The organism is Altibacter sp. HG106, assembly GCF_028561755.1.
In the GTDB taxonomy this organism is placed as follows: domain Bacteria; phylum Bacteroidota; class Bacteroidia; order Flavobacteriales; family Flavobacteriaceae; genus DFVG01.
This window is the reverse complement of the sequence record NZ_JAQQTD010000002.1, coordinates 362,037-387,654: the sequence shown is the minus strand read 5'-3', so window position 1 is coordinate 387,654 and position 25,618 is coordinate 362,037. Positions and strand designations below refer to the sequence as shown.

Genomic DNA, 25,618 nt, shown 5'->3' with positions numbered 1-25,618 from the left:
ACATAACCCTACCGTTGGAATTAAAAAGTTACCCTGACAGACGTGGAAATTTTAAGCCGGGCGTAAATGCTTTTGTAGTTGTTTTTAAATACGTACATTTGCCCCGTTCAAGAGGAAAGATTTGACTGATTGCAACCTCTTTTGAAAACGAGTAGGGTTTCAAAATAAAAATGCTAAAGGCAGTACATCTCCTTCAGCAGTTTGCGCGTCGTTTCCTCTTTTTGATAACTTATTTAAACTCCTTGTATGGCGTATTTATTTACTTCGGAAAGCGTTTCCGAAGGACATCCCGATAAAGTGGCAGACCAGATTAGCGATGCCTTATTAGATCATTTTTTGGCCTTCGACCCCGAATCGAAAGTTGCCTGCGAAACGTTGGTGACAACAGGGCAGGTAGTGCTGGCAGGTGAAGTAAAAAGTGACACCTATCTCGATGTACAAAGCATTGCCCGCGAGGTGATCAACAAAATTGGGTACACCAAAGGGGCCTATCAATTTAGCGGTGATTCCTGCGGTGTTATTTCGTTGATCCATGAACAATCACAGGATATTAACCAAGGAGTAGATCGCGATTCTAAAGAGGAACAAGGTGCCGGAGACCAAGGTATGATGTTTGGCTATGCGACCAATGAAACCGATAAGTTCATGCCGTTGGCCTTAGAAATCTCACACACCATCCTCATTGAGCTCGCAAAATTGCGCCGTGAAGGAAAGGAGATAGCTTATTTGCGTCCCGATTCTAAAAGTCAGGTGACCATAGAATACGACGATAACGACGTGCCACAGCGCATCGATACGATAGTATTGTCTACACAGCATGACGCGTTCGACGAGGACGAGGCCATGCTCAAAAAGATCAAAGAGGACATCATTTCTATCTTGATGCCAAGAGTTAAAGCGCAGCTTCCGGAATACGTGCAAAAGCTCTTTACAGATGCGATTACCTACCACATAAATCCTACCGGAAAATTTGTGATTGGTGGTCCTCACGGGGATACCGGACTCACGGGACGAAAGATCATCGTGGACACCTACGGCGGAAAAGGAGCGCACGGAGGTGGTGCTTTCAGTGGAAAGGACCCAAGTAAAGTAGATCGAAGTGCAGCGTATGCCTCCCGCCATATCGCCAAGAATTTAGTAGCAGCGGGTGTCGCTGATGAAGTGTTGGTGCAAGTGAGCTATGCCATTGGTGTGGTGGAGCCTACTTCGATTTTGGTCAATACGTATGGAAAATCGTCACTCGGACTCACAGACGGAGAAATTTCTAAGAAAGTAGCTGAGATATTTGATATGCGCCCGGCCGCCATCGAAAAGCGACTCAAATTACGTCACCCAATCTATTCGGAAACTGCGGCGTATGGGCACATGGGGCGCATTCCTGAAACTGTCACTAAAATATTTGAGAGTCCGTATAGCGGCAGAAAGGAAGTGGACGTTGAGTTGTTTACCTGGGAAAAACTAGATTACGTCTCAAAAGTGAAAGAGGCATTTGGATTGGCGTAGCGGCTAAATGATATTGTGATTTTTCGCCTTTTGTACCGCTTCAATCTTGCTGTGCACCTGTAGCTTTTTGTAAATATTTTCAATGTGTTTGCGTACCGTACTTGGAGAGAGGAACAGATTCTCTGCAATAATGGTATAGCTCAATCCTTTGCTGAGTTGCTCTAAGACCTCAACTTCGCGCTTGGACAGGGATATTTCCTCTTTATCCGACTGATTTTTAATACTGTCAGGATTTCGCAACAGCTTCAGTGTTTTAAGCGCAATAGACGGATTCATCGCGGCTCCGCCATTCATTGTTTCCTGCAATCCATTGTACAAGTCTTCTGGATTGATCTCTTTCAGCAGATACCCATCGGCACCCGCCTTGATGGCGTTGAAGATATTCTCGTCGTTATCAAAGGCCGTCAACATCACAATTTTGATATGTGGATACTTCTGCTTCACCATTTGGGTGGTTTCAATCCCGTCGAGTACCGGCATTTCAATATCCATCAAGATCACATCGAGATTGTGATTATGCTCTAATTGCGTGAGCAACTCACTTCCGTTAAGAGAGGTGTGTTTAATGGAAACATCTTCAAAAAAGGACAATTTTTCCTTAATCGCATGAATGAGGAAGGTATTATCGTCAACAATCGCAACTTTGAGATTCATGGTCGTTTGGTTAGTTTGTTAAAGATAGGGAAGTTACAAATAATAAGATCCCCAACCGATACGACAAATGCCCTATCTAGGATCGCTTCGGAACATTGATCTCGATGGTTGTCCCGTGGTCGATTTGTGATAAAACCGACCATTCTGCATCGATGTCTCTCGCGCGTTTTTTCATGTTCTGCAAACCATTTCCGTCGGAAATCAGATCGCTATCAAAACCTTGTCCGTTGTCTGAAATCTGGATGGTCAGCAACTTGTTAGCTTCGGAAAAAATTACCTTTATTTGATTCGCCTGTGCGTATTTAAGCGCATTATTCACGCTTTCTTGAATGATCCTGTAGATGTTCATTCCTTCCACGGAAGTAAAGGTGTAGTCGCTATCTACATTGGGTTCTATAATGCATTCAAAAGTAACCGAAGAAGTAGCTGTACGTGCTTTTTCAATAAAATTAGTGATGCGTGCCTGTAGGTCTTCAAAGGTAATTTCTTCTTTGTTCATCGCCCAGATCGTATCTCGTAATTCATAAATGGTAGCACTTGTAAACCGACTTATCCCACCCAAACGATTTTCCAGGCTCGCGCCCATGTCTTTAAAGCCGTATTTCAAATTATCCAGACTCGAAATTATAAAGGTAAGTTGCGCCCCGATATTATCGTGCAGATCGCGTGAGATTCTAAGGCGTTGCTCTTGTAATTTGTTTTGTGTTTCTATTTTCGCCAACGCATATTTTAGTTCGTTTTCTTTTCTAAGCTGCTGATTTCTCAACTTCTGCTGCTTGTAGCGCATATATCCCAGTATCCCAAGCACCAGTGCCAATGCCAAACTTCCGAAAATGATGATGTTTTTCTGTCGCACTTCCAATTCTTTTTCGGCCAATTGGGCGCGTTGTTGCAAAATTTGCGTTTCCTTTTCAGCGGTTTCATATTGGGTCTCCAATTCTTTTGCCGCTTTGGCACGTTCTACTTCAAACAGTGAATCTTTGATGACTCGCAGCTTGTCGAGGCTTTTCATTGCCGCTTCAAACTTTCCTTGCGCCTTGTAGATTTTATATTGCTCGTCGTAGATCCATTTGTACATTTCTACGTAGTTGGTTCGTTCGGTATACACCACACCGCTATCCAAATAGCGAAGCGCCCGCTGGTACTCCCCTGCCACGTTTTCGGTCATTCCACTATTTACATACAACACGGCCAGCGCGTATTCATTGTTCAGTTTAGAATACATATCAAGGCCTATTTGATTGTACTGACGTGACTTCTCAATATCGCCCGCCAATAAATAAGCATACCCCATATTACCCAGCGTGGCAGCAATATCGATGGAATCCAGAGGGGGCACATAAGAAAGCACCCGTTCGTAGTAAAAAAGCGTGCTATCGGGTTTGTTGAGTTCACTAAAAGCAGCCCCAATCAAATTGTTGGCATCTACCATATCTTTTTCGTATTCGGGATAGGTGTCGGGCGTCTCTAGTATGGTCTTCTTGGCATAGAAAATCGCTTCATCATAGTCGTGGAAAAGGCGATGACATTGCGAGATCGATCGATAGGCACGGTTGATCAACACATAATTGTTTTGCCTTTTTGCGGCCTCCACCGACTTAAAATATAGAGCGATCGCCTCATCGTAAAGTCCGGTTTTCTCAAGGTAATAACCCATCTTGTGATATTGCAGACTCAGGGCGTCATAATCATTGGCTTCCGCATAAATAGCCACTAATTCATTCGCTACCCTATCCAGGGAATCGCGCTGCAAGACTTCGGAATAATAGCTCTGCCTGGCAGTGAGAAAGGAAATACGGTCATCAGAGGTTCGGAGGAAGGTTTCCGCTTGCGAAAAGTAATAGCCCGAGGAGTCTGAAGGCGGCAGTGCCTTTTCTAATAGTGTTTCTAGGTCTTGTGCTTGCATTCCGAAGCAACCCAAGAGCAAACCAAGTATAAGCGCGTAGCGAATCATATAAGGAGCTGGAAAGGTATTATTTAATTTCTTGCTGAACAAGTAGCGCTTCCTCCAGATTATACTCCAGGAAATCATAACGTCTTAAGGCGATGTGTCGTTTCGCGATTTGCTTGCGATGCAGGGCCAATTTGGTTTCCAACTGCTCACAAAACGCTTGATGTCGTTTCCAATCTCGCTTTCTTTCCACACGAAACCAGTGCCACATCACCAATAGCATTGTCAACACACCACCAATAAGCAAGAAGAACCGCTCGGCCATAATTTTCAGAATAAAAGCTAAAGATAGAAACTCAGCCTTGGCTACCCTATACGACAATTGCCTTAGTTCATTGTAGGAAATTCAAGACGCACGGTAGTACCCACATTCGGTTCACTGGAAAGTTGCAGACTTCCGTTTAGATCGTGGGCCCGCTTTTTCATGTTTTGGAGTCCGTTGCCCAATGGCACATTAGAAGGATCAAAACCGTTACCATCATCTTGCACCGTCACCTGAAATTGATCATCCACTTTGTCAAGACGTACTCCAATAACCGTCGCCTTTGCGTACTTCATCGCATTGTTCACCGCCTCTTGAATAATGCGATAGGTATTCATTCCCTGCACCGACGTAAAGGTGTGGTGGGAGGGTACAGACGGACTTATTTCCACCTGAAAAGTAACCTGCTCCTGACTGCGGTGTGCTTGGTCGATAAAGTTGGCAATACGAGTTTGTAGATCTTCACAGGAGATCTGTTCTTTATTCATGGCCCAGATGGTGTCCCGTAGTTCGTAAATGGTTTGGGTGGTAAATTCACTTATGGTTTTCAGCTTGTGGCGCACCTTGTCTTCCTGGTTCGACATTCCGTAAGAAAGATTTTCAATGGAGGAAGTTACAAAGGTGAGTTGCGACCCGATATTGTCGTGCAGGTCTCTCGAAATCCGAAGGCGTTGCTCCTGAAGTTTATTTTGCGTTTCGATACGGGCCAAAGCGGTTTTAAGTTCGGTTTCGCGCTGTAATTGACGGTTTTTCAATTTCTGTTGATTGTACAACAGATATCCCAGCAGCCCTAATATCATCGCCAATCCGAAGCCCCCATACACCAACGCGTTTTTTTGCTTTACTTCTAGCTCTCGTTGGGCCAGATCTGCCCGGGTTTCTGCCAATTGACGCTCTTTCTTTTCCGATTCGTACTTGGCATCAATCTCTTTGAACGACCGTTGTTTCTCGAGGGTAAATAGGCTGTCGTTGATCTTTTGAAACTTCTCTTGTGCCTGATAGGCTTTTGTAAAGTCACCTCTAGAAGCATAGAGATTGGCCAGGGCATCGTTAATGTAGGCCACTTCGGAAAGCATTTCCAGACTATCGGCCTTGGCTTCTAAAGGCTCTAAGGTTTGCAGGGCCTTTTGTGAGGCACCAGACTCCACATAGGCCACTCCCAGAGTGTAGTGATAATCAAAGTCGGTTTCAGCATTAATGCGATATTTGTCGAGCAGGTGGTTGGTAGCTTCTAGCACCTCAATAGCCTCTGCATACCGCTCCATCTCCAAATAGATCTTGGCACGTCGTGTCGCCGCCAACGATTTGGAGGCCTCCAGTCCTTTCTCCTCAATAAAAAGATCCATTTCGTCCAAGAGCGCCAACGCCTTGTCATAATTTCCGTCAGCCTGTTCCTTTTGCGCTAAATTGGTATACGCTAAAGGCATGTATTCAGGATATTGATCTTTTTCTTTAGTAAAGGTTTCCAGGGCTTTCTCAGCGAATAGCTTTGCCTTTTTATCGTCCTCCAAGGCACCATAACTTGCCGATAAGCTATTATAGATGGTTCCTTTGATGTATTGGTATTGAGTTGTATCGGCCATTTGATCGCCCTCCAGATAGAGTTGAATGGCTTTAGGATATTCCCCCTGAACATAATAGATATTCCCTAAGTTGAGTTTTGCGATGGTTATTCCGAGGCTATCGTTCACAGCACGAAAAACCGAATCGGCTTTTTGATAATGGTAAATTGCTTCCTTCAAAGCACCATTGCGATGGCTCATCTCACCCATTTCGCTGTGTAGTTTTCCAACGAGTCCGCTATCCTCAAGAGAATCCTGTCGCAGGGCGAATTTCATCCCGGTTTCAAAGTAATACTGTGCACTATCGGTTTCGCCATTGAATCCTTTTTGCGAGATCAATTTGCGATAAAAATACCCTTCATCGGCTTGACGCTTTAGTTTTCTGGATCGCTTTAAGCCTAATTGCAATACACGATTGGCTTCCGTTTCGTTAGAATATTTGAGCTCCCAGGCTTGATCCTTATACGATTCGATAATACTGTCCAGTGCCGCCTCCTGTGCAACGAGCGTTTCCGAATTCAAAAAGAATCCGAAGACACCAAGGGAGATGATGTAGAAAATTTTTCTCAAAACGGGTCTAATATAGCGCAATTATTTTATTCAGAACCTACTTCTTTTCCGCGGAAAAACAGCCAAGACATATGCAACTGAAATTAAAAAAAGGGGCCGTAAGCCCCTTTTTGTATGTCTCACAAGAGATGTTACTTCATAGGAGTAACCAAGGTCCCATTTGACCAAACCCCTATTTGTTGTTTGTAGTCCTGATCGTGGTAGTAGCCTCTACCGTGGTACTTTCCGTTTTTCCATTCGCCGCCATAGTATTCACCCGACTCGAAGAAAAAACGCCCCAATCCGTCGAACTCATTATTAGAATTGAACATCCCGCTGTACTTATCGCCGGAGGCAAAAGCGTAAGTTCCCATATACATACGACCATTCAACCAAAAACCGGTGAACGAATCTCCGTTATCCCACTTATAGCGACCATACTGATTAACACAATCGCCTGCCGTACAGCCTGTGGTAACGTTATTTGTTACAAATTTATGCGGCGTAACCAACTGCCCGTTGCTATACACGCCCTGAGCCCAGGTTTCACCCGTCACGGTATATCCTTTTCCATTGAGTTCTCCATTCAGGTATTCTCCCACGACGTTATCATTATTATCGGCCAAATACACGCCGTAGCCCGTCATATTTCCATTGGACCAATTGCCTATATACTTTCCAATACCGGTCCATTTGTACATGCCGTAGCCGTCCTTTTTACCATTTTTCCAGAATCCGTCGTAATACCCATTGTCGTCTTCCCATTTTCCCCATCCGTTTTGACAATCTCCAGAAACGCAGCCCGAACCGGAAACCGACGTATTCGCCATGGTCACCGGAGTGAAGACGAAGGATGCCATGGTATAATAACCCGGCAAGGTGTAGGTATGCACTCCGTTGATATCAACGGTCATGTCGTTACCCACTTTCTTAGGTTTCGCCACTGAATAATCGATAGGTCGTCCTTCCTTGATGATTCCATATTCCCCTTTGGCCGCGTCACGATACCAATAGGTGTGATTGCTCGAAGCTGGAAGTTTCATACTATTTCCGGCGGCAAAGGTGGTGTAGGAGCGAATGTTTGGAAGCCGATAGGTAGCTCCAAGCTCGGGTTGATAATAGATATAGTCGCCATTGATATTACTGAAAGGACCGGCGTTGTATTCATCATTCACATAATGTACGAACGAATAGGGATTCGTGAAGAAAAAACTGTTTCCCACGTTTTGCTGCAACAGTATGGCCTTTCCAGTACTTCCTTCGGAAGCGTTTTTGAAATCAGCCAATAAGTAGACATTTCGGTTGGTCTTATCCAAGACTCCAAGGGTATCTGTTTTAAGATACTTTAGATCCATTGTATTGCTCAACACATTTCCTTTCGCGTCCTTGAGCGTATAATAAATGCCTTGTTTGGTCCAAGACGGACCCGTAATTGTTGTGGTATTCGTTCCGGGGCGGTTTGGGGTAGAAGGCGGTGACACTTGCGCTACCACAGCCACAGAACACAATAATAATAGGGTGTATAAAAATTTCATAATGAAGTAATTTGGTACAGTGAAAATAATGATTTTTGAAAAACTCGAATGGTGAGATGCTACGAACTAGGATTTTTTGACGTACGAATCGGAACCGTTTTGAGGGTAGTAAAGGTATCGTCACAAAGATCGAAATGAATGGGTTCGCCTTCAAATACCTTTTCGGAAAGCAACATTCCTAAGGCTTTAAAACTCACCTCCATGCTCGGGTCTTCTGCGATACCGTCTTGTACCACCATACGAAAATGATAGACCGAGTCGCGCGTAATTTGAACCGATTTAGGGTCTCCATCGGTAAATCCGATTTCTTCTAAATACGCTCCGGTGGCTTCTGCTTTCGACTTAAGATCGTCTTGGGTGTAGTGAACATCGGTGCCGTCGTAGGTCACTTTTTCTCCATAGCCCGAGCAAGCTACTAAAGTGATACAGCAACATAGCATGATTACATATCTCATGATTCTGGTTTTTAAGTGTCCGGTAAAAGTCACCAATAATGCGTTGTAAGAAAATAGGGCATTTGCACTATTTATTCGGAAAAGCGCTCTAATTCGCGTTTCATCTTAAGGGCCTCTTCTTCGGTTTTGCTCAGTTTCTCAGCGACCGTTTGTAGGGCATTTCCATTTTTCCGAAGCGCTACCATTACCAGATCGACTCCAAGCCGAAACAGGATTAAGAAGACAGCCGCTGCTGTACCGGCTTGAAGAATCACGAAGAAGAATCCTCCTAGAATTACAGCAAACTGTTGTACAAAAATGCGAACATACGGCTTCATGAGTAGTTCACTCGCTCGGTATTCTTTGTACCGTTGCGGCTGTATAAAATTAGTGATGAAATAGGCAACGTTCGTCACGATAATAGAAGCCAACACAGGAATGATCCCGGGATGTCGAAAGGCATAACTGTAGTTTTCGATCAAATTAAAGCCGCTGGTAATTTCGGGAATGGCGCCTTCAAAAAATCCAAACATAAAAATGGATTGAATGGCCACAAAAAACCCATAATGCATAATAAAGAATAGGATCAAACCAATGCCTCTCGGTTGATTTGGATCGTTAGATTCTGAAGCCTTACCATAGCGATTCACCATGGCAAGCTTGATCACGTGTAGCATTCCAACGATGATGGTTTCTAGAAAATAAGCCAGTAAGACGGTTAATGCATCGACGATACCAAGAGCAACTAACACGGCAAAGAACACGGCCTGTGCCCACACCACGGCATTGTATTTATTGGGTAGCAGTATTGCTTTCATAGTCATAAGGTATAAAAAAGCCCCATCAAGCGATAGGGCTTTTGCTTCCGAAGAAGCCTCCATCTAACTTGGTTAGTTACCGGGTTAAATCGTATGCAAAAATACTGTTATTATCGGCTTTGTAATACAATACACCGCCTAGTTCATCTACTTGATATTCTGGTTTTTTGTCCTTCAGAACGATCTCTTTTTCCAACGCACCCGTGTCTTTATTCAATTTTACCAAGCCCACTCCGTCATCGAGTTTGGTTAAGACAAATTGCGCGTTTGCCGTAGCCGCTGTCGCTTTAAAACGTTTCAACATTTCCGTTACCGAAGCGCCAGACGCCGCTGCTAGTCCGCCTGCTAAATTCGATTGGCGATCCGCCAGGTCATCATATTTGGCAATTCTATTCTGAATGGAAGCATTCGCTGCTGCTGCAGCCCCTGCAGCACTTGCCACGGCAGTGACTCCGGCTAATATAGCTCCCATTGCACTTTTCCCCGGAGCTCTGTAATACTCATGCCAATTGGTACTTCCGCCACTGTCGAGCATCATCATGTTCTGATCGCTGGTTAGCAAGATGCCTCCGGAACGGATTTCAATGCCGGTGGGGGCTTCCTTTCCTTCAAATTTAGACTCCGCCAATTCGGTTACTTCACTGGTATTGGCATCGATAGCGTACAAGGTTTCGTCCGCGCTAATCAAGTACCGGTTGTTGGCTTTATCAAAGGTTGACGAAACCGCATCCGTGCGCTTGTACTTTAACGGTTTCTTCCACACTTGCTCTCCGGTATTTAAGTTCACGATGTTAGCATCTTCGGAAGTGATGTAGATCAATCCCTGAGGGGTTTCGGCCATAGTGAGAATATTCTCTCCTGTTTTTAAAGGCTTTTTGAACAGCGTATTTCCGTCGTACGAAATCTTGTTGATCCCTCCTTCGTGAATTCCGAAGAGAATACCGTCTTCCATGATGTAGAAATGTTGTACATAGCCTTTCGTTTTGGGAGCCTTATCCCACAAATCTTCACCGTTTTTTGCATCTAGCATCGCAATTTTAGATTCTGAACTGCCTGCTAAAATTCCTTTACCTTGATTATACGTATTACTTACGATCGCCAAGCCCTGCGGAAGGATTTCGAAATTGGTCACTACACCTTTTACTTTTTGTTCATCTTCCCATAGTTCGGCGCCATTAGTACCCACTTTATGGATCTTGGTGTTGTTTCCATTGGGATGTACCTCAAAAGCGTAGATCTCCGTCTCAGTTTCGTCTGTAACCATCCAATTCACATTCTTCATTTTGTTATCCCAAAGGATTTCACCTGATTGTGCCTTTTTGGCAACCAACCCTTGTGCCGTAGGCACGATGAGGTAATCTTTCAGCAACAAGGGACGTCCAGTAACGCTATAGTTCTTTGCAATTCCTACGCGGTCTGGATCTCCTAGATTAAAGCGATAATCCTCTTGCCCTGTATTGAGATCATACACGGCTACCTGGGTTGCATATTTTTCTTTCGCACGACGTTGGCCACTAACCACGAGTTTATTTTGTGGCATCATAACATCGCAGGTGGTCACCATTTTCCAACCATTATCTTCTGTACTGAATAGTTTCTTTCCAGAGATATAATCGATCACAGCTTTCTTTGTGCTGATACTGGCAAACCCGGTTTGGCCTACCATCACATAAGGTGCATTGGGAACAAAGAATAGTTCTTCAGGTTTTACGCGCCCGTAGTCAGTAAAGTTAAAGAGCAGTTCGTTAGAACCGGGCTTAATTCCTACCAAGCCATCGTTGGTAGCTACCACAAGGGTTCCTCCTTGGGTCAAGGTCATTTCATTGATCTTCGCGCCTACATCGTAGCGAAAATCGGGTGTTTCGGCCTTTTGAGACCAAACCAAACTTGTGGATACTGTAAATAGTATCAAGAGGTTTCTAAGTGTTTTTTGTATGTTCATGTGTTTGAAGTTTAATCTGATCTCAAAGGTGTCGTATTCCAAACTCGCATTCAATACGGCAGTTGTCGTATTCGGCAGACACCGCGGAGGCATTACATAAAAAACCGGAAGTACTACAGTTGTAATACCCCCGGCTCCACGTAAAAACCTCAACACTTGAGATTTTCTTTATACGTTTAAACCATTAGAAATTGGCATTAAAGGCCCCTTCGGTTATGTTTTTTGTAGAATCATCGTTCGAATTTTTACCAGTAAAGCTAAAGGTTCCGGTAACATTGGTTTCGTTGATCTCACTAATGTTGATCTCTCCCGCTACGCTCTCATCAAAAGGAGCCATCCAAGATTGTGAATCGGTTGGATTTGAAACATTGGCTTCAACATAAATAGCATTGGTAAAAATATCAGCTCCACCACCTACGTCATAGGATCCAGTACCATCAAAACCGGTAATGGTTAGGATGATTCCTTTTCCATCGGCATCCGATCCTTGAATGCGCAGCGTGGTAACCCCACCTGCTGTGGTTTGTACTGCTGTTGTCGCGATAGACATAGAAGTAAAATTAGCACCATCTACCTTGGCCGTTACCGTACCTTCTGCAGCACCGCCCCCATCGCCACCATCATCGTCACTTTTATTACACGCTACCACGGCAACACTTAGTAGTAGCACGAGAAATACATTTTTGAACCGTTTCATAATTGTTGGGTTTTTAGGTTATTATTCTGAAGCAAAACTGCGATATAACGCCTCACGGTTCAATAGGGCAATTGACGTATTCTCTTAAAACCTCAATAAATACAGGGATTACCAGCGGGCATATGGTAGCTTTTTTGCCACTGCTTCCATTTTTTTCTGAAGGGATTGCTGAAAACTTTTATGCGCCTCGTGGTTGGGATGAAACGGACGATGCGCCAACCCTTTTCTAATGGAATCAATCTCTTTCTGAAGCGACAGCGTCTCTTCGGAAATCCAGACCGTTCTAAAGCGGTTCCAAATATGAGCGATCGCAACCTGATTGGGATGAATCATATCCGACTCGTAAAAGCGATACTCCCGGAGTTCATCCATCATTATTTCGAACGACGGAAAATAATACGCACCTTCCAAGGCATCGATCCCCTGGTGAATTCCGGCGCGTAGATGGGCTTTGCTCAAACTGTTTTCAACAAATCCGTCTTTTAGATGCCGTACCGGTGAAACGGTAGTTATAACGGTAGCCTTAGGATTCACTTCACGAACCAATACCACAATGTTCTCCAAAGCCGTTGCTACTTCTTCCGGAGTGAACAGTTCTTTCAGAAATTTTTTCTGCGGAACCTTATGGCAATTCGCTACCAATTGATCGCTTTCAACATGCCGATACCCCCAAGCGGTTCCGAAGCTCAGCACAATATGTGATGCCGATAGAATTCGGTCGTGAAGCGTTTGCAAAGCGGTATTCAAGGTACTCAACAGCTCTTTTTGAGTGGCTGTAGAACAGTTAGAATGCGCCTCAAACGAATGCCATAAATCGTTGTGCTGAAAGCAGTCTTTTTCTGTGTAGTTCCCTAGATTGATGGCTCTTGTGATGACCGCTTCGATGGCAGAAGGATGAAATAACACGCCAAAAGGATTGCTGAGGTATCGAAACTGAAAGTAGTCTAACGTAGTCGCAATGTGTTCAGCAAAGCAAGAGCCTAATAAAAGGACATCCGACGCATAATCAATGGAAGGCTGTTGTGGAGAAAGCGGTATTTCGGTACTCCAGTTCACCTAAGCGAGATAGGCTTTGGCCTTTTCTAAGGCTTCGGAAATTCCTTGCGGGTTTTTCCCGCCTGCCGTAGCGAAAAACGGTTGGCCGCCGCCTCCACCTTGGATATGTTTACCCAATTCGCGTACGATGGTTCCGGCATTGAGTTCCTTTTCCGCAGCTAGGTCTTTTGAAATATAACAGGTGAGTAGCGCTTTTCCCTCTTGTTCTGAACCAAAAACCAAGAACAGATTCTCGACCTCACCACCTAATTCGTAGGCGAGATCTTTCATACCCGAAGCGTCCAAATCAATTTTTTCCGCTAGGAAATTAATACCGTTTACCGATTGAATATTATGTTTGAGCGTTCCTTTTAAGCCTTGCGCTTTCTCCTTTAAAAGGCCGGCTACCTGTTGTTCCAGTTGTTCTTTTTCTTCCTGTAATTTTGATATGGCCTGCACCGGGTCTTTTGCATTATTGAGCGATTGTTGTACCTGCTTGAAGGCCTCACTGCGCTCCATAAAATACTGTTTGGCGGCATCTCCGGTAATCGCTTCAATACGTCGAATTCCCGAAGCCACAGCTCCTTCCGAAGTAATAATAAAATGCCAAACCTCGTTGGTGTTTAGAACATGGGTTCCTCCGCAAAGTTCCATCGATTTTCCAAAACGGATGGTTCGAACGGTATCTCCGTACTTTTCTCCAAATAAGGCAATGGCCCCCTCATTTAATGCTTCTTGATACGGTTGATTGCGTTGTTCCTGAAGCGCTAACCCTTCCCGAATTCGCGCATTCACAAAATCTTCTACGGTTTTGAGTTCTTCTTCGGAAACCTTGCTGAAATGCGAAAAGTCGAATCGCAGGTTTCTGCTGTGTACCATCGATCCTTTCTGTTCTACGTGTTCCCCTAGCACATTCCGAAGCGCTTGATGTAATAAATGCGTCGCGGTGTGATTGGAAGCCGTTCGTGATCGTTGTTTAGCGTCCACCACCGCTTTAAAGGTCTCCTCGGGATTTCGAGGAAGGTTCTTGGCAAAATGGATGATCAGGTTGTTCTCTTTTTTGGTGTCTACAATATAGACCACCTCTCCGTTTGGCGCTTGCAGATACCCCTTATCTCCAACCTGTCCGCCTCCTTCCGGATAAAACGGTGTTAAGTTGAAAACCAATTGATACACTTCGCCTTCTTTCTTACTTTCTGTTTTTCGATACCGGGTAATCCGAACCGAAGTTTCCAGACTATCATAGCCAATAAATTCTTCTTCCGCGTCCTCTTCCAAGATCACCCAATCTCCCGTTTGCACCTTCGCAGCAGAACGCGAACGATCTTTCTGCTTTTGCAATGCTGCATCGAATGCCTGCTTATCGTAGTGATATCCGCGCTCACGAAGAATCAGCCCGGTTAGGTCATCAGGAAATCCATAGGTATCATACAGTTCGAACACTTTTGTTCCGGAGATCTCCTTATCGGAAGCCCCTTGAATGATATTCTCCAGCAATACCAATCCTTGATCCAGGGTTCGTAAGAAGGAGGCTTCCTCCTCGCGAATCACATTCACGATCAGGTTCTTTTCTTTCCGAAGTTCCGGAAACGCATCGCCCATTTGCTTGACCAAGGTTTCTGTCAATTTATAAATGAAAGGTTGCTGTTGGTCGAGGAAGGTGAAGCCATACCGAATGGCACGTCGTAAAATTCGGCGAATCACATAGCCTGCTCCATTGTTACTAGGTAATTGTCCATCGGCAATCGAAAATGCCACCGCCCGAACGTGGTCGGCAATCACACGAATGGCGATATCGATTTTTTCGTCCTTTCCGTAGGTACTGTTCGTGATGGCTTCGATCTCGCGAATTAAGGGCGTAAAGACATCCGTGTCATAATTACTTTGTTTGCCTTGCAACACCATACACAAACGTTCGAAACCCATGCCGGTGTCTACATGTTGCGCGGGTAAAGGCTCGAGACTACCGTTGGCCTTTCGGTTGAACTGCATAAAAACCAGGTTCCAGATCTCCACTACTTGTGGATGGTCTTGATTCACTAAATCAGCTCCCGGTGTTTTCTTTTTTTCTTCTTCGGAACGGATATCAACATGAATCTCACTACAGGGGCCACAGGGGCCTTGTTCGCCCATTTCCCAAAAATTATCTTTTTTATTGCCTAATAGAATTCGTTCTTCCGGCACCCATTGTTTCCAAAAATTGAAGGCTTCGGTATCGCGTTCCAGTCCTTCCGAAGCATCCCCTTCAAAAATAGTAACGTAAAGCATCGAAGGATCCATTTGGAAAACTTCTGTGAGTAACTCCCACGCCCAGGCAATCGCCTCTTCTTTAAAATAATCTCCAAAACTCCAATTGCCCAGCATCTCGAACATGGTGTGATGATAGGTATCCATCCCCACCTCTTCCAGATCGTTGTGTTTTCCGCTTACGCGCAAACACTTTTGCGTATCGGTAATACGGACATCCTTCGATTCTTTATTCCCTAAAAAATATTCTTTAAACTGATTCATACCGGCATTGGTAAACATCAGCGTGGGGTCGTTTTTCATCACCATTGGGGCCGAGGGGACAATGGTATGTGACTTCGATTTAAAAAAGTCTAAAAACCGACTACGTATATCGTTGGAATTCATAGGTAAAACAGCTTAAAAATGACGTTTTCTCCTACAATGCAAACAATTTTTATCTTTGCAATGCGTTAGCTTCTGAACGTCGTGTTCAATCAACCGCAAAAATAGGACTTTTTTAGCGTATGTCTAAAGTCAAATATTACTACGATAGCGAAACCCTTTCGTACCGAAAAATCGAACAGAAAAAAGGTAGAAAATTGGGTATTGTACTGTTGAGTCTCTTAGGAATCTTCTTAAGCGGATTCGTGCTTTTGGTGATCTACCTCAACCTTCCGTATGTAGAAACGCCCAAAGAAAAGGCCTTAAAACGCGAATTGGCCAATATGGAGCTGCAATACGAGCTGTTAAACCGTAAGATGGACCAGGCCGAAACCGTCTTGGATCAGTTGGCAGATCGCGATAATAATTTATACCGTGTGTATTTTGAAGCCAATCCGATTCCTGAAAATCAGCGTAAAGCCGGGTTTGGCGGAGTAAATCGCTATCAGGAGCTGGAAGGTTTTGACAATTCGAAGTTGGTCGTTAATGCACACAAACGTATTGATATTCTAACCAAGCAAATTGTGGTCCAATCGCGGTCCCTAGATGAGATTGCACAACTCGCCGAAAATAAAGAGAAATTATTAGCCGCTATTCCGGCGATTCAACCCGTGAGAAACGAAGACCTAACGCGTATGGCTTCTGGCTACGGATATCGAACCGATCCTTTTACCAAGGCGCGTAAATTCCATTGGGGAATGGACTTCACGGCGCCCCGTGGGACGCCAATTTATGCTTCGGGAGACGGTGTTGTGAGTCGAGCCGACAATACCGCTTCGGGCTATGGAAACCACATTCGCATCGAGCACGGCTTTGGCTACGAGAGCCTTTACGCCCATCTTTACAAATACAATGTTCGCCAGGGGCAAAAAGTAAAACGCGGCGATCTTATTGGATTTGTAGGAAGTACCGGACGAAGTGAAGCCCCGCATTTACATTATGAAGTGTTCAAGGATGGGGAACGTATCAATCCGATTAATTTCTACTACGGAAACCTAACGGCTGAAGAATTTGCCGTACTTTTAGAGAAGTCACAGCAAGAAAACCAATCCTTAGACTAATGCATGTCGAATTACCGGAGAAGCGCTATTACAGCATCGGAGAAGTTGCCGAAGCTTTTGAGGTGAACGCTTCGCTCATTCGGTACTGGGAAAAAGAATTTGATGTCCTTCAACCGAAGAAGAACGCCAAAGGCAATCGCAAGTTTACGCCCGAAGATATCAAGAATCTGGAATTGATCTACCACTTGGTAAAGGAACGTGGTTTTACCTTGGAAGGCGCCAAAACGCACCTGAAAGAAAACAAAAAGAAAACCTTCAGCAACTTTGAGATAATTCGTAAATTGGAATCGGTGAAAGCCGAATTACTGAAAATCAAAGACCAACTTTAAATTCTGTTTCTTATGAAAAAATGGCTACCCCTCATCGTTATTTTGGGGCTTGTACTCATTCTTGGTGGATATATCGCTTCGTTGAACAACTCCCTTGTCGAGCTCGATGAAAGCGCCGAAGCCCAATGGGGAAATGTAGAGAGCGCGTACCAACGTCGTGCCGATCTCATTCCGAATATTGTGAGCACCGCCAGAGGCTATGCTGAATTTGAGCGTGAAACCCTGACGCAAGTCATCGAAGCACGCAGCAAAGCGACGGCAGTGACCATCGACCCTAGCAATATCACCCCCGGACAACTACAACAATTTCAGGAAGTTCAAAGCGGTTTGAGTTCTGCCTTATCAAGACTTTTGGCTGTGTTTGAGCGCTATCCCGACCTAAAAGCGAACGAGAACTTTAAGGAATTGATCAACGAATTAGAACGTACCGAAAATAGGATCAACGTAGAGCGCAACCGTTACAACGAAACGGCACAAACCTATAATACCAAAGTGAAAAAGTTCCCTGCCAATTTCTTTGCGGGAATACTCGGGTTTGAAGAGCGTGCCTATTTTAAGAGTGAAGCGGGCGCTGAAGTCGCTCCAGAGGTAGAATTCGATTTTAGCAACTAATACCCTTTGTATGTCGAAAGTAGAAGATTTTCTTGCTGCGGAAGAAGAAGCAGCCATTATTGAAGCCATTCGGAATGCCGAGAAAAACACTTCCGGAGAAATTCGAGTACACCTGGAAGCGCATACCGATCTTGATCCATTTGAACGGGCCGCCGAAGTATTCGACTTCCTTCATATGGACAATACCAAATTGAGCAACGGGGTCTTGATCTACGTGGCTGTGGAAGATCGCACTCTGGTGATCTTAGGAGATAGCGGCATCAACGATGTGGTAGCTCCTGATTTTTGGGACAGTACCCGTGATATCATTATTACGCACTTTAAAGATGGGAATATGAAACAAGGATTGATTGCAGGTATTGAAGAAGCCGGACTTCAACTAAAGAAACACTTTCCATTTCGGAAGAATGACAAAAACGAATTGCCCGACGATATTTCCATAGGATGATGAACCCACGAATGCCCAAGACGTGTCTTTGTTGGCTCGTGTTTCTCTTCGGAACACTGTCTGCGCTGGCGCAATACGACATTCCAGAACTTCCGAAACAACAAACTTCCGTATACGATTACATCGAGCTGTTGTCTCCCACTCAAAAGAGTAGTTTGGAACGGAAATTAGTTGGATACGCCGACTCCACCTCCACCCAAATCGTTGTCGCTATTATTGGAACCACAAAAGGTGAAGACATCTCAATGTTGGGCGCGCGTTGGGGGCAGCAGTGGGGTATTGGCCAGGCCGATGAAGATAACGGAATACTTATTCTCTTGGCTAAGGACGATCGAAAGATCGACATCAATACCGGCTACGGAATTGAGTATCGCGTGACCGACCTCATGGCCGAACGTATTATCAACAGGATCATGATCCCTGAATTTAAAAAAGGGGATTTTTACAGCGGACTCGATCAAGGAGCTGACGCACTATTTGCCGCCCTACGAGGAGAATTTAAGGAAGATCGAAAACAACGGAAGGATTCCAAGATCCCATACGCTTCGGTGATCATTTTACTGTTCTTTATTTTAATTATCATCTTGAGAAGTCGCGGTGGCGGAAAAGGCGGTCGCGGTGGCGGTGGCAGTTTGCTAGACGTGATCATCCTGAGCAATATGGGACGCACCGGTGGTTACAGTAGCGGTGGCGGCAGCTTTGGTGGCGGTGGTGGCTTCAGCGGCGGCTTCGGAGGAGGCGGCTTTGGTGGCGGCGGAGCCTCAGGAGGCTGGTAATGTTCGTCATCATTATCAAGATTATAATGAGCTTAAGGTAAGCCGCCGTAATGGGCGGTGGTTGTTTAGACCATTTTGTACGTTGCGAAGCACAAAATGGGATAAACTTTCCGTAAGAACCAATCGAGGAGCCTCAGGAGGCTGGTAATGTTTGTCATCATTATCAAGATTATAATGAGCTTAAGGTAAGCCGCCGTAATGGGCGGTGGTGCGATCGATATAATTCAACAATGGGAAATCACTAATGGATGTCTCTGGCGTTGTGTCGTTTATAATTAAAATTTTTCTACCCCTAATAAACCTCTATATTGCTACCTCTTATATTTTAATCTTTTATCATTATCACATTTTTATGAAAAATAAGCTACTCCTCTGTGTCACAATTTGTTTTGTTTCAATGTTTAACATTTCTGCACAAGAACTCGACATACACGCCATGCCTAAAAAGGCCTACATTGCCGAGGCAAAGGCTATCGCAAACACCTTTTTTACCAACTTCAAAGACAAAAAACTCAAGGAAAATGCCGATTTCATCGTAAACAGTTTGGGAGCTACCTGGGATGAAACTAAAAAAATATCCCAACGTAATGAATACTTGGGCAAGTTCGAAATCATTAGCTTGAAACCTCCAAAGGGATTGTATGGCGACCTCGATGATTATGACCTTATCGAGGAAGGATTTTTACAGGGAAGCGATCGCTATTTTAGACATACCTATATCGGATATCACGAAGGAAGTGTTTTGATATACGAATTCAGATTTTATGTGAATCACAAAGAGGAAGTTACCCTTCATTACATCGGCTGGAGTGAAAAAAATCCATTTGAGTACATGAGTACTGCCGATATGTTGCTCCCAAAATATTAAGAGTTTATAGTATCATAACTTGCGTTGAGGCCGTTTATGGAATCGACGCAAGTTTTTTCCAACGCTGACGGTCAAAACTTACTTCTTTCTAATATAAATAGTAATAGGCACCCCCTTAAAATCAAATTGATCGCGCAACTTATTCTCTAAAAATCGTTTGTAGGGATCTTTTACATACTGTGGAAGGTTGGCGAAAAACGCGAAGCTTGGATACGGGGTGGGGAGTTGCGTACAGAATTTGATCTTAACGTATTTCCCTTTTGTGGCTGGTGGGGGTGTTGCTTGAATAATCGGTAACATCACATCGTTCAGCTTGCTTGTCTTGATCTTCTTGGTTCGGTTTTCATAGACTTTTACAGCCGATTCGATCGCTTTGAATATACGCTGTTTGTTCAATACGGAAATGAACACAATGGGAACATCGACAAAGGGTGCGCATTCCTTTTTGATATAAGCTTCCATTTCTTTGGTAGTCTTATGGTCCTTTTCCACCTTGTCCCATTTGTTGGCCAATATCACGATCCCCTTGTTGTTGCGCTGCGCCAGCCAGAAGATATTCTGCACTTGTCCGTCGAATCCGCGGGTGGCATCAAAGACCAGAATAGCCACATCGCAATGTTCGATGGCGCGCACGCTTCGCATTACACTGTAGAATTCCAGGTCTTCTTTCACCTTGCTTTTACGCCGAATTCCGGCCGTATCCACTAAGTTGAATTCAAACCCAAACCGACTGTATTTCGTATCGATACTATCTCGGGTGGTTCCCGCAATATCCGTAACCACAAAACGCTCTTTTCCAATCAGGGCATTGATAAAAGAAGATTTTCCGGCATTGGGCCGCCCTACTACGGCAAAGCGCGGCAAGGTTTCTTCTTCGGCTTCCGGCTCGTCTGGCAAAATTTTGACCAGATCGTCTAACAATTCGCCTGTACCGCTACCATTGATCCCTGAGATGGTGTAATATTGCTCGAAACCTAGCGAGTAGAATTCCACAGCATCATTCACTCGGGTAGCAGAATCTACCTTATTGACGGTGAGAAATACGGGTTTTTTACTGCGTCGTAGCAATTGCGCGACTTCTTCGTCCATGCCTGTGACGCCAGATTCTACATCTACCATAAAAATGATAGCATCGGCCTCTTCGATGGCGAGCTCTACTTGTTTGTCGATTTCGGCTTCAAACACATCGTCGCTGCCTCGTACATACCCCCCGGTGTCGATGAGGGAAAACTCTTTTCCGTTCCAATCCGATTTACCGTAATGACGGTCTCGCGTGACTCCGCTTACCGCATCCACAATAGCCTCGCGACGTTGGATCAATCGATTGAAAAAGGTAGATTTTCCTACATTAGGCCGACCTACAATGGCAACAATACTGCTCATAGACTTAGAATTGACTGCAAAGGTAACGCATTAGCCGAATATGGTGGAAAGAACATGCTGTTTTTATAGCCTGCGTTAGGGATAGCAGCGGCATCGCCCCACGGGCATACAGCGGATAGCCCGACCGTGCCGTAGGCGCGGGAACGCCCTACTTATTTTTGTTGATATCCGAACCGACGTAGTTGCCGATCGTCACTACGCCAGTTTTTATTGACTTTTACATAGGTTTCCAGATGGACCTGCTTTCCGAAGAAGGCCTCGAGATCCTTACGAGCCTCTACACCTACCCGCTTAATGGCGGCTCCTTTGTGCCCGATAAGAATTCCCTTTTGGGTGTCGCGTTCTACCATGATGACACTGCGAATGCGAATGAGTTCCTCTTCTTCAAAAAATTCTTCGGTATCAATTTCCACCGAATACGGAATCTCTTTTTTGTAATGCATCAGAATTTTTTCGCGAATGATCTCATTGACGAAAAAGCGCTCGGGCTTGTCGGTTAACTGATCTTTGGGATAAAATGGGGGTGATTCTGGTAATAATTGGAGAATGCGGGTGAACACCTCTTGCACGCCAAAATTCTCCAGGGCAGAGATGGCAAAGATTTCGGCATTGGGTACTTTTTCTTGCCAGAGGGAAAGGGCTTCGGCAAGTTGGGTTTCATCGCCTTTGTCGATTTTATTGATCAGCAACAATACCGGAATAGTAGCGTTTGTGATCTTCTGAAAAAAGGCCTCGTCTTTTAAATCTTTTTCTCCTAACTCTACCAAATACAGCAACACATCGGCGTCTTCAAAAGCCGATTTTACAAAGTCCATCATATTCTCCTGCAGGGTATAGGCGGGTTTAATGATGCCCGGCGTATCGCTCAAGACCACCTGAAAATCATCTCCATTCACGATTCCTAAAATGCGATGACGCGTGGTCTGGGCTTTGGACGTTATAATAGAGAGCCGTTCGCCCACAAAAGCATTCATAAGCGTACTTTTCCCTACGTTGGGATTTCCGATGATGTTTACAAAACCTGCTTTGTGTGCCATAGTAATTTTTTACAAAGATAGGCAATACACGCATGGTAGCTGTCCTCTTTTTTTCTTCTTGGGAATATAGTACCTTGTCCTAAAATTAACCTCATGACCGCATCTGCACAACTTGCCAAACGTTTCAGAGAAGCCCTGCTCAACGGCACCTCTATCGCTTTTACGAACTATAAAGATCAACTGGAGGGAACCCACTGGGAACTGGCCACCCAACAAATACATTCCCGCAACAGCCTGTCTCAACTGGCGCAACACATTCATTACTATATTCACGGTGTGCTACAGGTTTTTGAAGGAGGCGATTTAACCATTCGCGACAAATTCAGTTTTGATTTTCCTCCCGTGACCTCTCAAGAACAATGGGAACGTATTTTGACTACCCTTTGGAACGATGCTGAAAAATTCGCGACCCACATAGAAGCCCTATCGGATGAACAATTAGAGCACCCTTTCGTCAATGGGACTTATGGAAATTACCGGCATAACATTAATATGATGATCGAGCACTGCTATTATCATTTAGGGCAAGTAGTGATCATCAAAAAAATGTTATTGCAATGATTATGTTCTCTCGTATTGGGATACCTCGCAAACTACTAGTTTTCGGTTTTTTTGCAGGTGTTAGTTTCTTCGGAACCGCACAAACAGTCGTTTTCCAAAACTTTGACGGATTTCTTTCCATTGGAACCCAGTCGAATCGCACGGCCGGAATTTCTTTGGCCGATATGGACAATGATGGCGACTTAGACGCGCTGGTGGCCAATGGCAGGCATTGGGCCGAACAAAATTACCTGTTCTACAACGACGGAAAAGGCAACTTTAAACAAGGGCAACCTATTGGCCTTATGGATGCCAGTTATGAAATGGTCGCGGCCGATGTCAATCAGGATGGTTATATGGACCTACTGGTCGCTAACGACAATATTCCAAACGCCCTTTATTTCGGTGGAAAAGGTCAAGAATTTACGTGGCAAGGAAGTTTTGGCGCCATTGCTCCCACTCGTGGTATCCGCCTAGTCGATCTAGACAATGATAGCGACTTAGACATTGTCTTGGCCCATCGGAACGCACCGAATGAGATCTGTTGGAATGATGGTTCCGGGTCGTTTGATACCTGCATAACTTTTGGGGCGGAAAAAGATCCCACGATTCAGATTGCAATTGCTGATATCAATCGTGATGGCCATCTGGATTTGGTTACGGCGGAACGGAAGTCGGTTAACTTTATCTACTTCGGAAAGGGAAACCGAGCGTTTGAGCAACCTACCCCTTTCGGAACTAAGGAGGATGATAGCCGGTCGGTGGCACTTCACGACATCGATCGGGATGGCTTTATCGATATCATTATTGGAAACCTGGGCACGCCTAACCAGATTTTTTACGGAGACGCCGAATCGAAATTTACAAGAACGTACGCTTTTGAAACCTCCCGAATGACGGCTTCTGTTGCGGTAGCCGATTTCAATAAGGATGGCTGGCCCGACCTGGTTTTTGGCAATGCGGAGGATGTGAATTATGTCCAATTGGGGAGCGAATCGGGGACATTTAGCGAGATTGCCCTGAACAAAGATCTTAAAGAAGACACCTATAAGGTAATTACAGGCGACCTCAATGGAGATGGCCTCCCGGATATAGTAGAAGCAAACTCTGGGGTATGGAATCTTATTTACCGAACCCGCATTCGCGAATAGAATTCCTATGAAAAATCGTATCTTATAGCATCTATGACATACACTTCGATACGTTCATCTCAACGCTTTCTGTTGCTACTATTACTACTAAGCCTAGGTGCTGCAAAAGCTCAAAATACCGCTAAAAAAACTCAGGTTCTTATTTTAGGTACCACACATTTGAGTCAGATAGACAATTTCGACCCACAAATGATCGAACCGGTCGTTCAAAAACTCGAAACCTTCAACTTTGATGTGGTCTGCATCGAGAAAATGCCCGGTCAATTGTTATACGATATTGATCGAAGAAAGGATCCCGACTTCCAATTGACATCGCGAGATGCCAATCACCTTCGCTGGGCCGATTCGGTGCAGCAATTCAGAAAAGTATCCTTCGCTCAAGCCAAGGACCGTATCTATGTGCTGCTGAAAAAAGAATCGTTGACCCTTCCCGAGCGAAAAGAACTACTCTATCACTATGTTGCCACCGCCAACATTCCGGCAGCCGTGCTTCAGTATAGGTACCTACAGGAGCAGGAAGCATTATTTTCTTCCGAATTTGACCAAAAACTAACGACCTATTTAGCAAGCAAGCTGGATAATGCCAACGAATATTATTCGATGGCAGTGCCGCTGGCCTTCCGAAGTGGACATAATATCATTGAACCCATCGATAATTTTCAAGAGATGTCGTTTCAGAAGAAGTATTTCCCGATGTTTGAAAAAGACCTAGAAGAACATCCAGAATTCATTGCTATGGTGATGGAACTACCTGTATATACCAAATCACAGCAACTCATGAATACAGGGGTGACCGAAAAGGACCTTACCGCTCTTTATGAGTATATCAATAGCGACACCTATATGGATCAGGATTACAAAGCACAGTGGGAATTATGGCTGAAGACCGAATTCGATTCGCGATCAGACCGGGCGCGCTATTCGTATTGGGAAATGCGGAATTTACAGATCGCCGCCAACATCCTTGCGGTCGCCGCGAAACATCCCGGCAAGAAATTGTTGGTGATCATTGGGTCGGCACACAAAAGCTACCTCGAAAAATTCTTACACCAGGTAAAAGATTTTGAAGTATTGACCTATTAACGAATGGATCGAAACATAGAGATATCGTATCTTTCTGTCGAATGTTACGGTGATACATTGACGAATTTTTTTAAACGCCAGCTATGGGAAAACAATTGGATGCCATCACTCCAGAATTGAAGAACTTTATTGAAAAACAGCCGATCTTCTTTGTGGGTACTGCGGCTGCGGAAGGACGCGTGAATGTTTCTCCAAAGGGAATGGATTCATTTCGTGTTCTTAACGCGAACAAGGTAGTATGGCTCAATCTCACCGGCAGCGGGAACGAAACGGCAGCGCATTTACTGAAACACCCGCGTATGACGATCATGTTTTGCGCTTTTGAAGGTAAACCACTCATTCTTCGTTTATACGGAACAGCTTCCATCTATCATCCTAGAGATGCCGCCTATCAACAACACATAGGTCTATTTCCTGAAACTCCAGGTGCGCGGCAAATCATTGAAATGCAGGTAGATTTAGTACAAACCTCTTGTGGATATGCAGTTCCGTTCATGGAATATAAAGAAGAACGTACCGTGCTACACGACTGGGCCGAAAAACAAGGTCAGGAGCGCATTGAACAGTATTGGCAAGAAAAAAATACGCAAAGTATTGATGGGTTTGAGACCAACATCTTAGATCCTAAATTGTCCACAAACCATTCAACTGACAAAAGTCATAAAAACCCTGTATAACCCAAGGTATCTTTGCCCTGTAACTATTAAAAATCAGTGGT

The 25,618-nt window shown here is 44.5% G+C and carries 24 protein-coding genes; 11 read left to right on the top strand and 13 right to left on the bottom strand.

Annotated elements, in window-relative coordinates; genetic code table 11:
* The first annotated feature begins 246 nt into the window (after window positions 1–246).
* Window positions 247–1,503 (top strand): methionine adenosyltransferase, encoded by a 1,257-nt coding sequence (metK, locus tag PO830_RS04510; RefSeq protein WP_272852338.1) that lies wholly within the window; start codon window positions 247–249, stop codon window positions 1,501–1,503.
* Between the two features lie 3 nt (window positions 1,504–1,506).
* Here metK and PO830_RS04505 read toward each other — a convergent pair whose 3' ends face one another.
* The 11 genes from PO830_RS04505 to alaS all read right to left on the bottom strand — a co-directional run bounded on the left by PO830_RS04505 (window position 1,507) and on the right by alaS (window position 15,576).
* A complete protein-coding gene (locus PO830_RS04505) occupies window positions 1,507–2,157 on the bottom strand; it encodes a response regulator (RefSeq protein ID WP_272852337.1) in 651 nt (216 codons plus the stop codon).
* Between the two features lie 76 nt (window positions 2,158–2,233).
* Window positions 2,234–4,111 (bottom strand): tetratricopeptide repeat-containing sensor histidine kinase, encoded by a 1,878-nt coding sequence (locus tag PO830_RS04500; protein WP_272852336.1) that lies wholly within the window; start codon window positions 4,109–4,111, stop codon window positions 2,234–2,236.
* 19 nt (window positions 4,112–4,130) lie between these two features.
* Entirely contained in the window at window positions 4,131–4,373 is a 243-nt protein-coding gene (locus tag PO830_RS04495) for a hypothetical protein (protein WP_272852335.1), read from the bottom strand.
* Window positions 4,374–4,435: 62 nt separating this feature from the next.
* Window positions 4,436–6,502 carry a tetratricopeptide repeat-containing sensor histidine kinase gene (locus PO830_RS04490; RefSeq protein ID WP_272852334.1) on the bottom strand — a complete coding sequence of 689 codons (2,067 nt, stop codon included), beginning with the start codon at window positions 6,500–6,502 and terminating at the stop codon, window positions 4,436–4,438.
* A gap of 131 nt (window positions 6,503–6,633) precedes the next feature.
* Window positions 6,634–8,016: a hypothetical protein gene (locus PO830_RS04485; RefSeq protein WP_272852333.1), complete on the bottom strand. Its 1,383-nt coding sequence runs from the start codon at window positions 8,014–8,016 to the stop codon at window positions 6,634–6,636.
* 59 nt (window positions 8,017–8,075) lie between these two features.
* Window positions 8,076–8,471: a hypothetical protein gene (locus PO830_RS04480; protein ID WP_272852332.1), complete on the bottom strand. Its 396-nt coding sequence runs from the start codon at window positions 8,469–8,471 to the stop codon at window positions 8,076–8,078.
* 71 nt (window positions 8,472–8,542) lie between these two features.
* The gene (locus PO830_RS04475; protein WP_272852331.1) at window positions 8,543–9,268 is read right to left on the bottom strand and encodes a DUF6498-containing protein; all 726 of its coding nucleotides are present in this window, start codon (window positions 9,266–9,268) and stop codon (window positions 8,543–8,545) included.
* Window positions 9,269–9,344: 76 nt separating this feature from the next.
* Window positions 9,345–11,210 (bottom strand): outer membrane protein assembly factor BamB family protein, encoded by a 1,866-nt coding sequence (locus PO830_RS04470; RefSeq protein ID WP_272852330.1) that lies wholly within the window; start codon window positions 11,208–11,210, stop codon window positions 9,345–9,347.
* A 184-nt stretch (window positions 11,211–11,394) separates the two neighbouring features.
* Window positions 11,395–11,907, bottom strand: coding sequence for a DUF6252 family protein (locus tag PO830_RS04465; RefSeq protein ID WP_272852329.1), 513 nt, complete (start codon window positions 11,905–11,907; stop codon window positions 11,395–11,397).
* A 108-nt stretch (window positions 11,908–12,015) separates the two neighbouring features.
* Entirely contained in the window at window positions 12,016–12,963 is a 948-nt protein-coding gene (locus PO830_RS04460; protein WP_272852328.1) for a GSCFA domain-containing protein, read from the bottom strand.
* Window positions 12,964–15,576, bottom strand: a complete 2,613-nt coding sequence (gene alaS, locus PO830_RS04455; RefSeq protein WP_272852327.1) for an alanine--tRNA ligase — start codon at window positions 15,574–15,576, stop codon at window positions 12,964–12,966.
* Window positions 15,577–15,695: 119 nt separating this feature from the next.
* Between alaS and PO830_RS04450 the strand changes: the two genes are divergently transcribed.
* From PO830_RS04450 to PO830_RS04425, 6 genes are all read left to right on the top strand, one after another.
* Complete coding sequence (locus tag PO830_RS04450; protein WP_272852326.1) at window positions 15,696–16,673, top strand: M23 family metallopeptidase; 978 nt, start codon at window positions 15,696–15,698, stop codon at window positions 16,671–16,673.
* A complete protein-coding gene (locus PO830_RS04445; RefSeq protein ID WP_272852325.1) occupies window positions 16,673–17,002 on the top strand; it encodes a MerR family transcriptional regulator in 330 nt (109 codons plus the stop codon). The genes PO830_RS04450 and PO830_RS04445 overlap by 1 nt, the downstream gene beginning before the upstream one ends.
* A gap of 12 nt (window positions 17,003–17,014) precedes the next feature.
* Window positions 17,015–17,614 (top strand): LemA family protein, encoded by a 600-nt coding sequence (locus tag PO830_RS04440; protein WP_272852324.1) that lies wholly within the window; start codon window positions 17,015–17,017, stop codon window positions 17,612–17,614.
* Between the two features lie 10 nt (window positions 17,615–17,624).
* On the top strand, window positions 17,625–18,062 hold the full coding sequence (locus PO830_RS04435) for a TPM domain-containing protein (RefSeq protein ID WP_272852323.1): 438 nt from the start codon (window positions 17,625–17,627) through the stop codon (window positions 18,060–18,062).
* Window positions 18,062–18,838: a TPM domain-containing protein gene (locus tag PO830_RS04430; protein WP_442870051.1), complete on the top strand. Its 777-nt coding sequence runs from the start codon at window positions 18,062–18,064 to the stop codon at window positions 18,836–18,838. The genes PO830_RS04435 and PO830_RS04430 overlap by 1 nt, the downstream gene beginning before the upstream one ends.
* Before the next feature lie 397 nt (window positions 18,839–19,235).
* Complete coding sequence (locus PO830_RS04425) at window positions 19,236–19,706, top strand: hypothetical protein (RefSeq protein WP_272852321.1); 471 nt, start codon at window positions 19,236–19,238, stop codon at window positions 19,704–19,706.
* 78 nt (window positions 19,707–19,784) lie between these two features.
* On the opposite strand, the gene der is transcribed toward PO830_RS04425, so the two are convergent.
* Both der and era read right to left on the bottom strand, forming a co-directional pair.
* Window positions 19,785–21,089 (bottom strand): ribosome biogenesis GTPase Der, encoded by a 1,305-nt coding sequence (gene der, locus PO830_RS04420; RefSeq protein ID WP_272852320.1) that lies wholly within the window; start codon window positions 21,087–21,089, stop codon window positions 19,785–19,787.
* Window positions 21,090–21,241: 152 nt separating this feature from the next.
* Window positions 21,242–22,126 (bottom strand): GTPase Era, encoded by an 885-nt coding sequence (era, locus tag PO830_RS04415; RefSeq protein ID WP_272852319.1) that lies wholly within the window; start codon window positions 22,124–22,126, stop codon window positions 21,242–21,244.
* A 93-nt stretch (window positions 22,127–22,219) separates the two neighbouring features.
* Here era and PO830_RS04410 point away from each other — a divergent pair, with 93 nt between their 5' ends.
* The 4 genes from PO830_RS04410 (at window position 22,220) to PO830_RS04395 (ending at window position 25,577) form a co-directional block, all read left to right on the top strand.
* Window positions 22,220–22,687 (top strand): DinB family protein, encoded by a 468-nt coding sequence (locus PO830_RS04410; RefSeq protein WP_272852318.1) that lies wholly within the window; start codon window positions 22,220–22,222, stop codon window positions 22,685–22,687.
* The gene (locus PO830_RS04405; RefSeq protein WP_272852317.1) at window positions 22,684–23,817 is read left to right on the top strand and encodes an FG-GAP repeat domain-containing protein; all 1,134 of its coding nucleotides are present in this window, start codon (window positions 22,684–22,686) and stop codon (window positions 23,815–23,817) included. The genes PO830_RS04410 and PO830_RS04405 overlap by 4 nt, the downstream gene beginning before the upstream one ends.
* Before the next feature lie 33 nt (window positions 23,818–23,850).
* The gene (locus tag PO830_RS04400) at window positions 23,851–24,900 is read left to right on the top strand and encodes a DUF5694 domain-containing protein (protein WP_272852316.1); all 1,050 of its coding nucleotides are present in this window, start codon (window positions 23,851–23,853) and stop codon (window positions 24,898–24,900) included.
* An 83-nt stretch (window positions 24,901–24,983) separates the two neighbouring features.
* A complete protein-coding gene (locus PO830_RS04395; protein WP_272852315.1) occupies window positions 24,984–25,577 on the top strand; it encodes a pyridoxamine 5'-phosphate oxidase family protein in 594 nt (197 codons plus the stop codon).
* Window positions 25,578–25,618 lie beyond the last annotated feature (41 nt).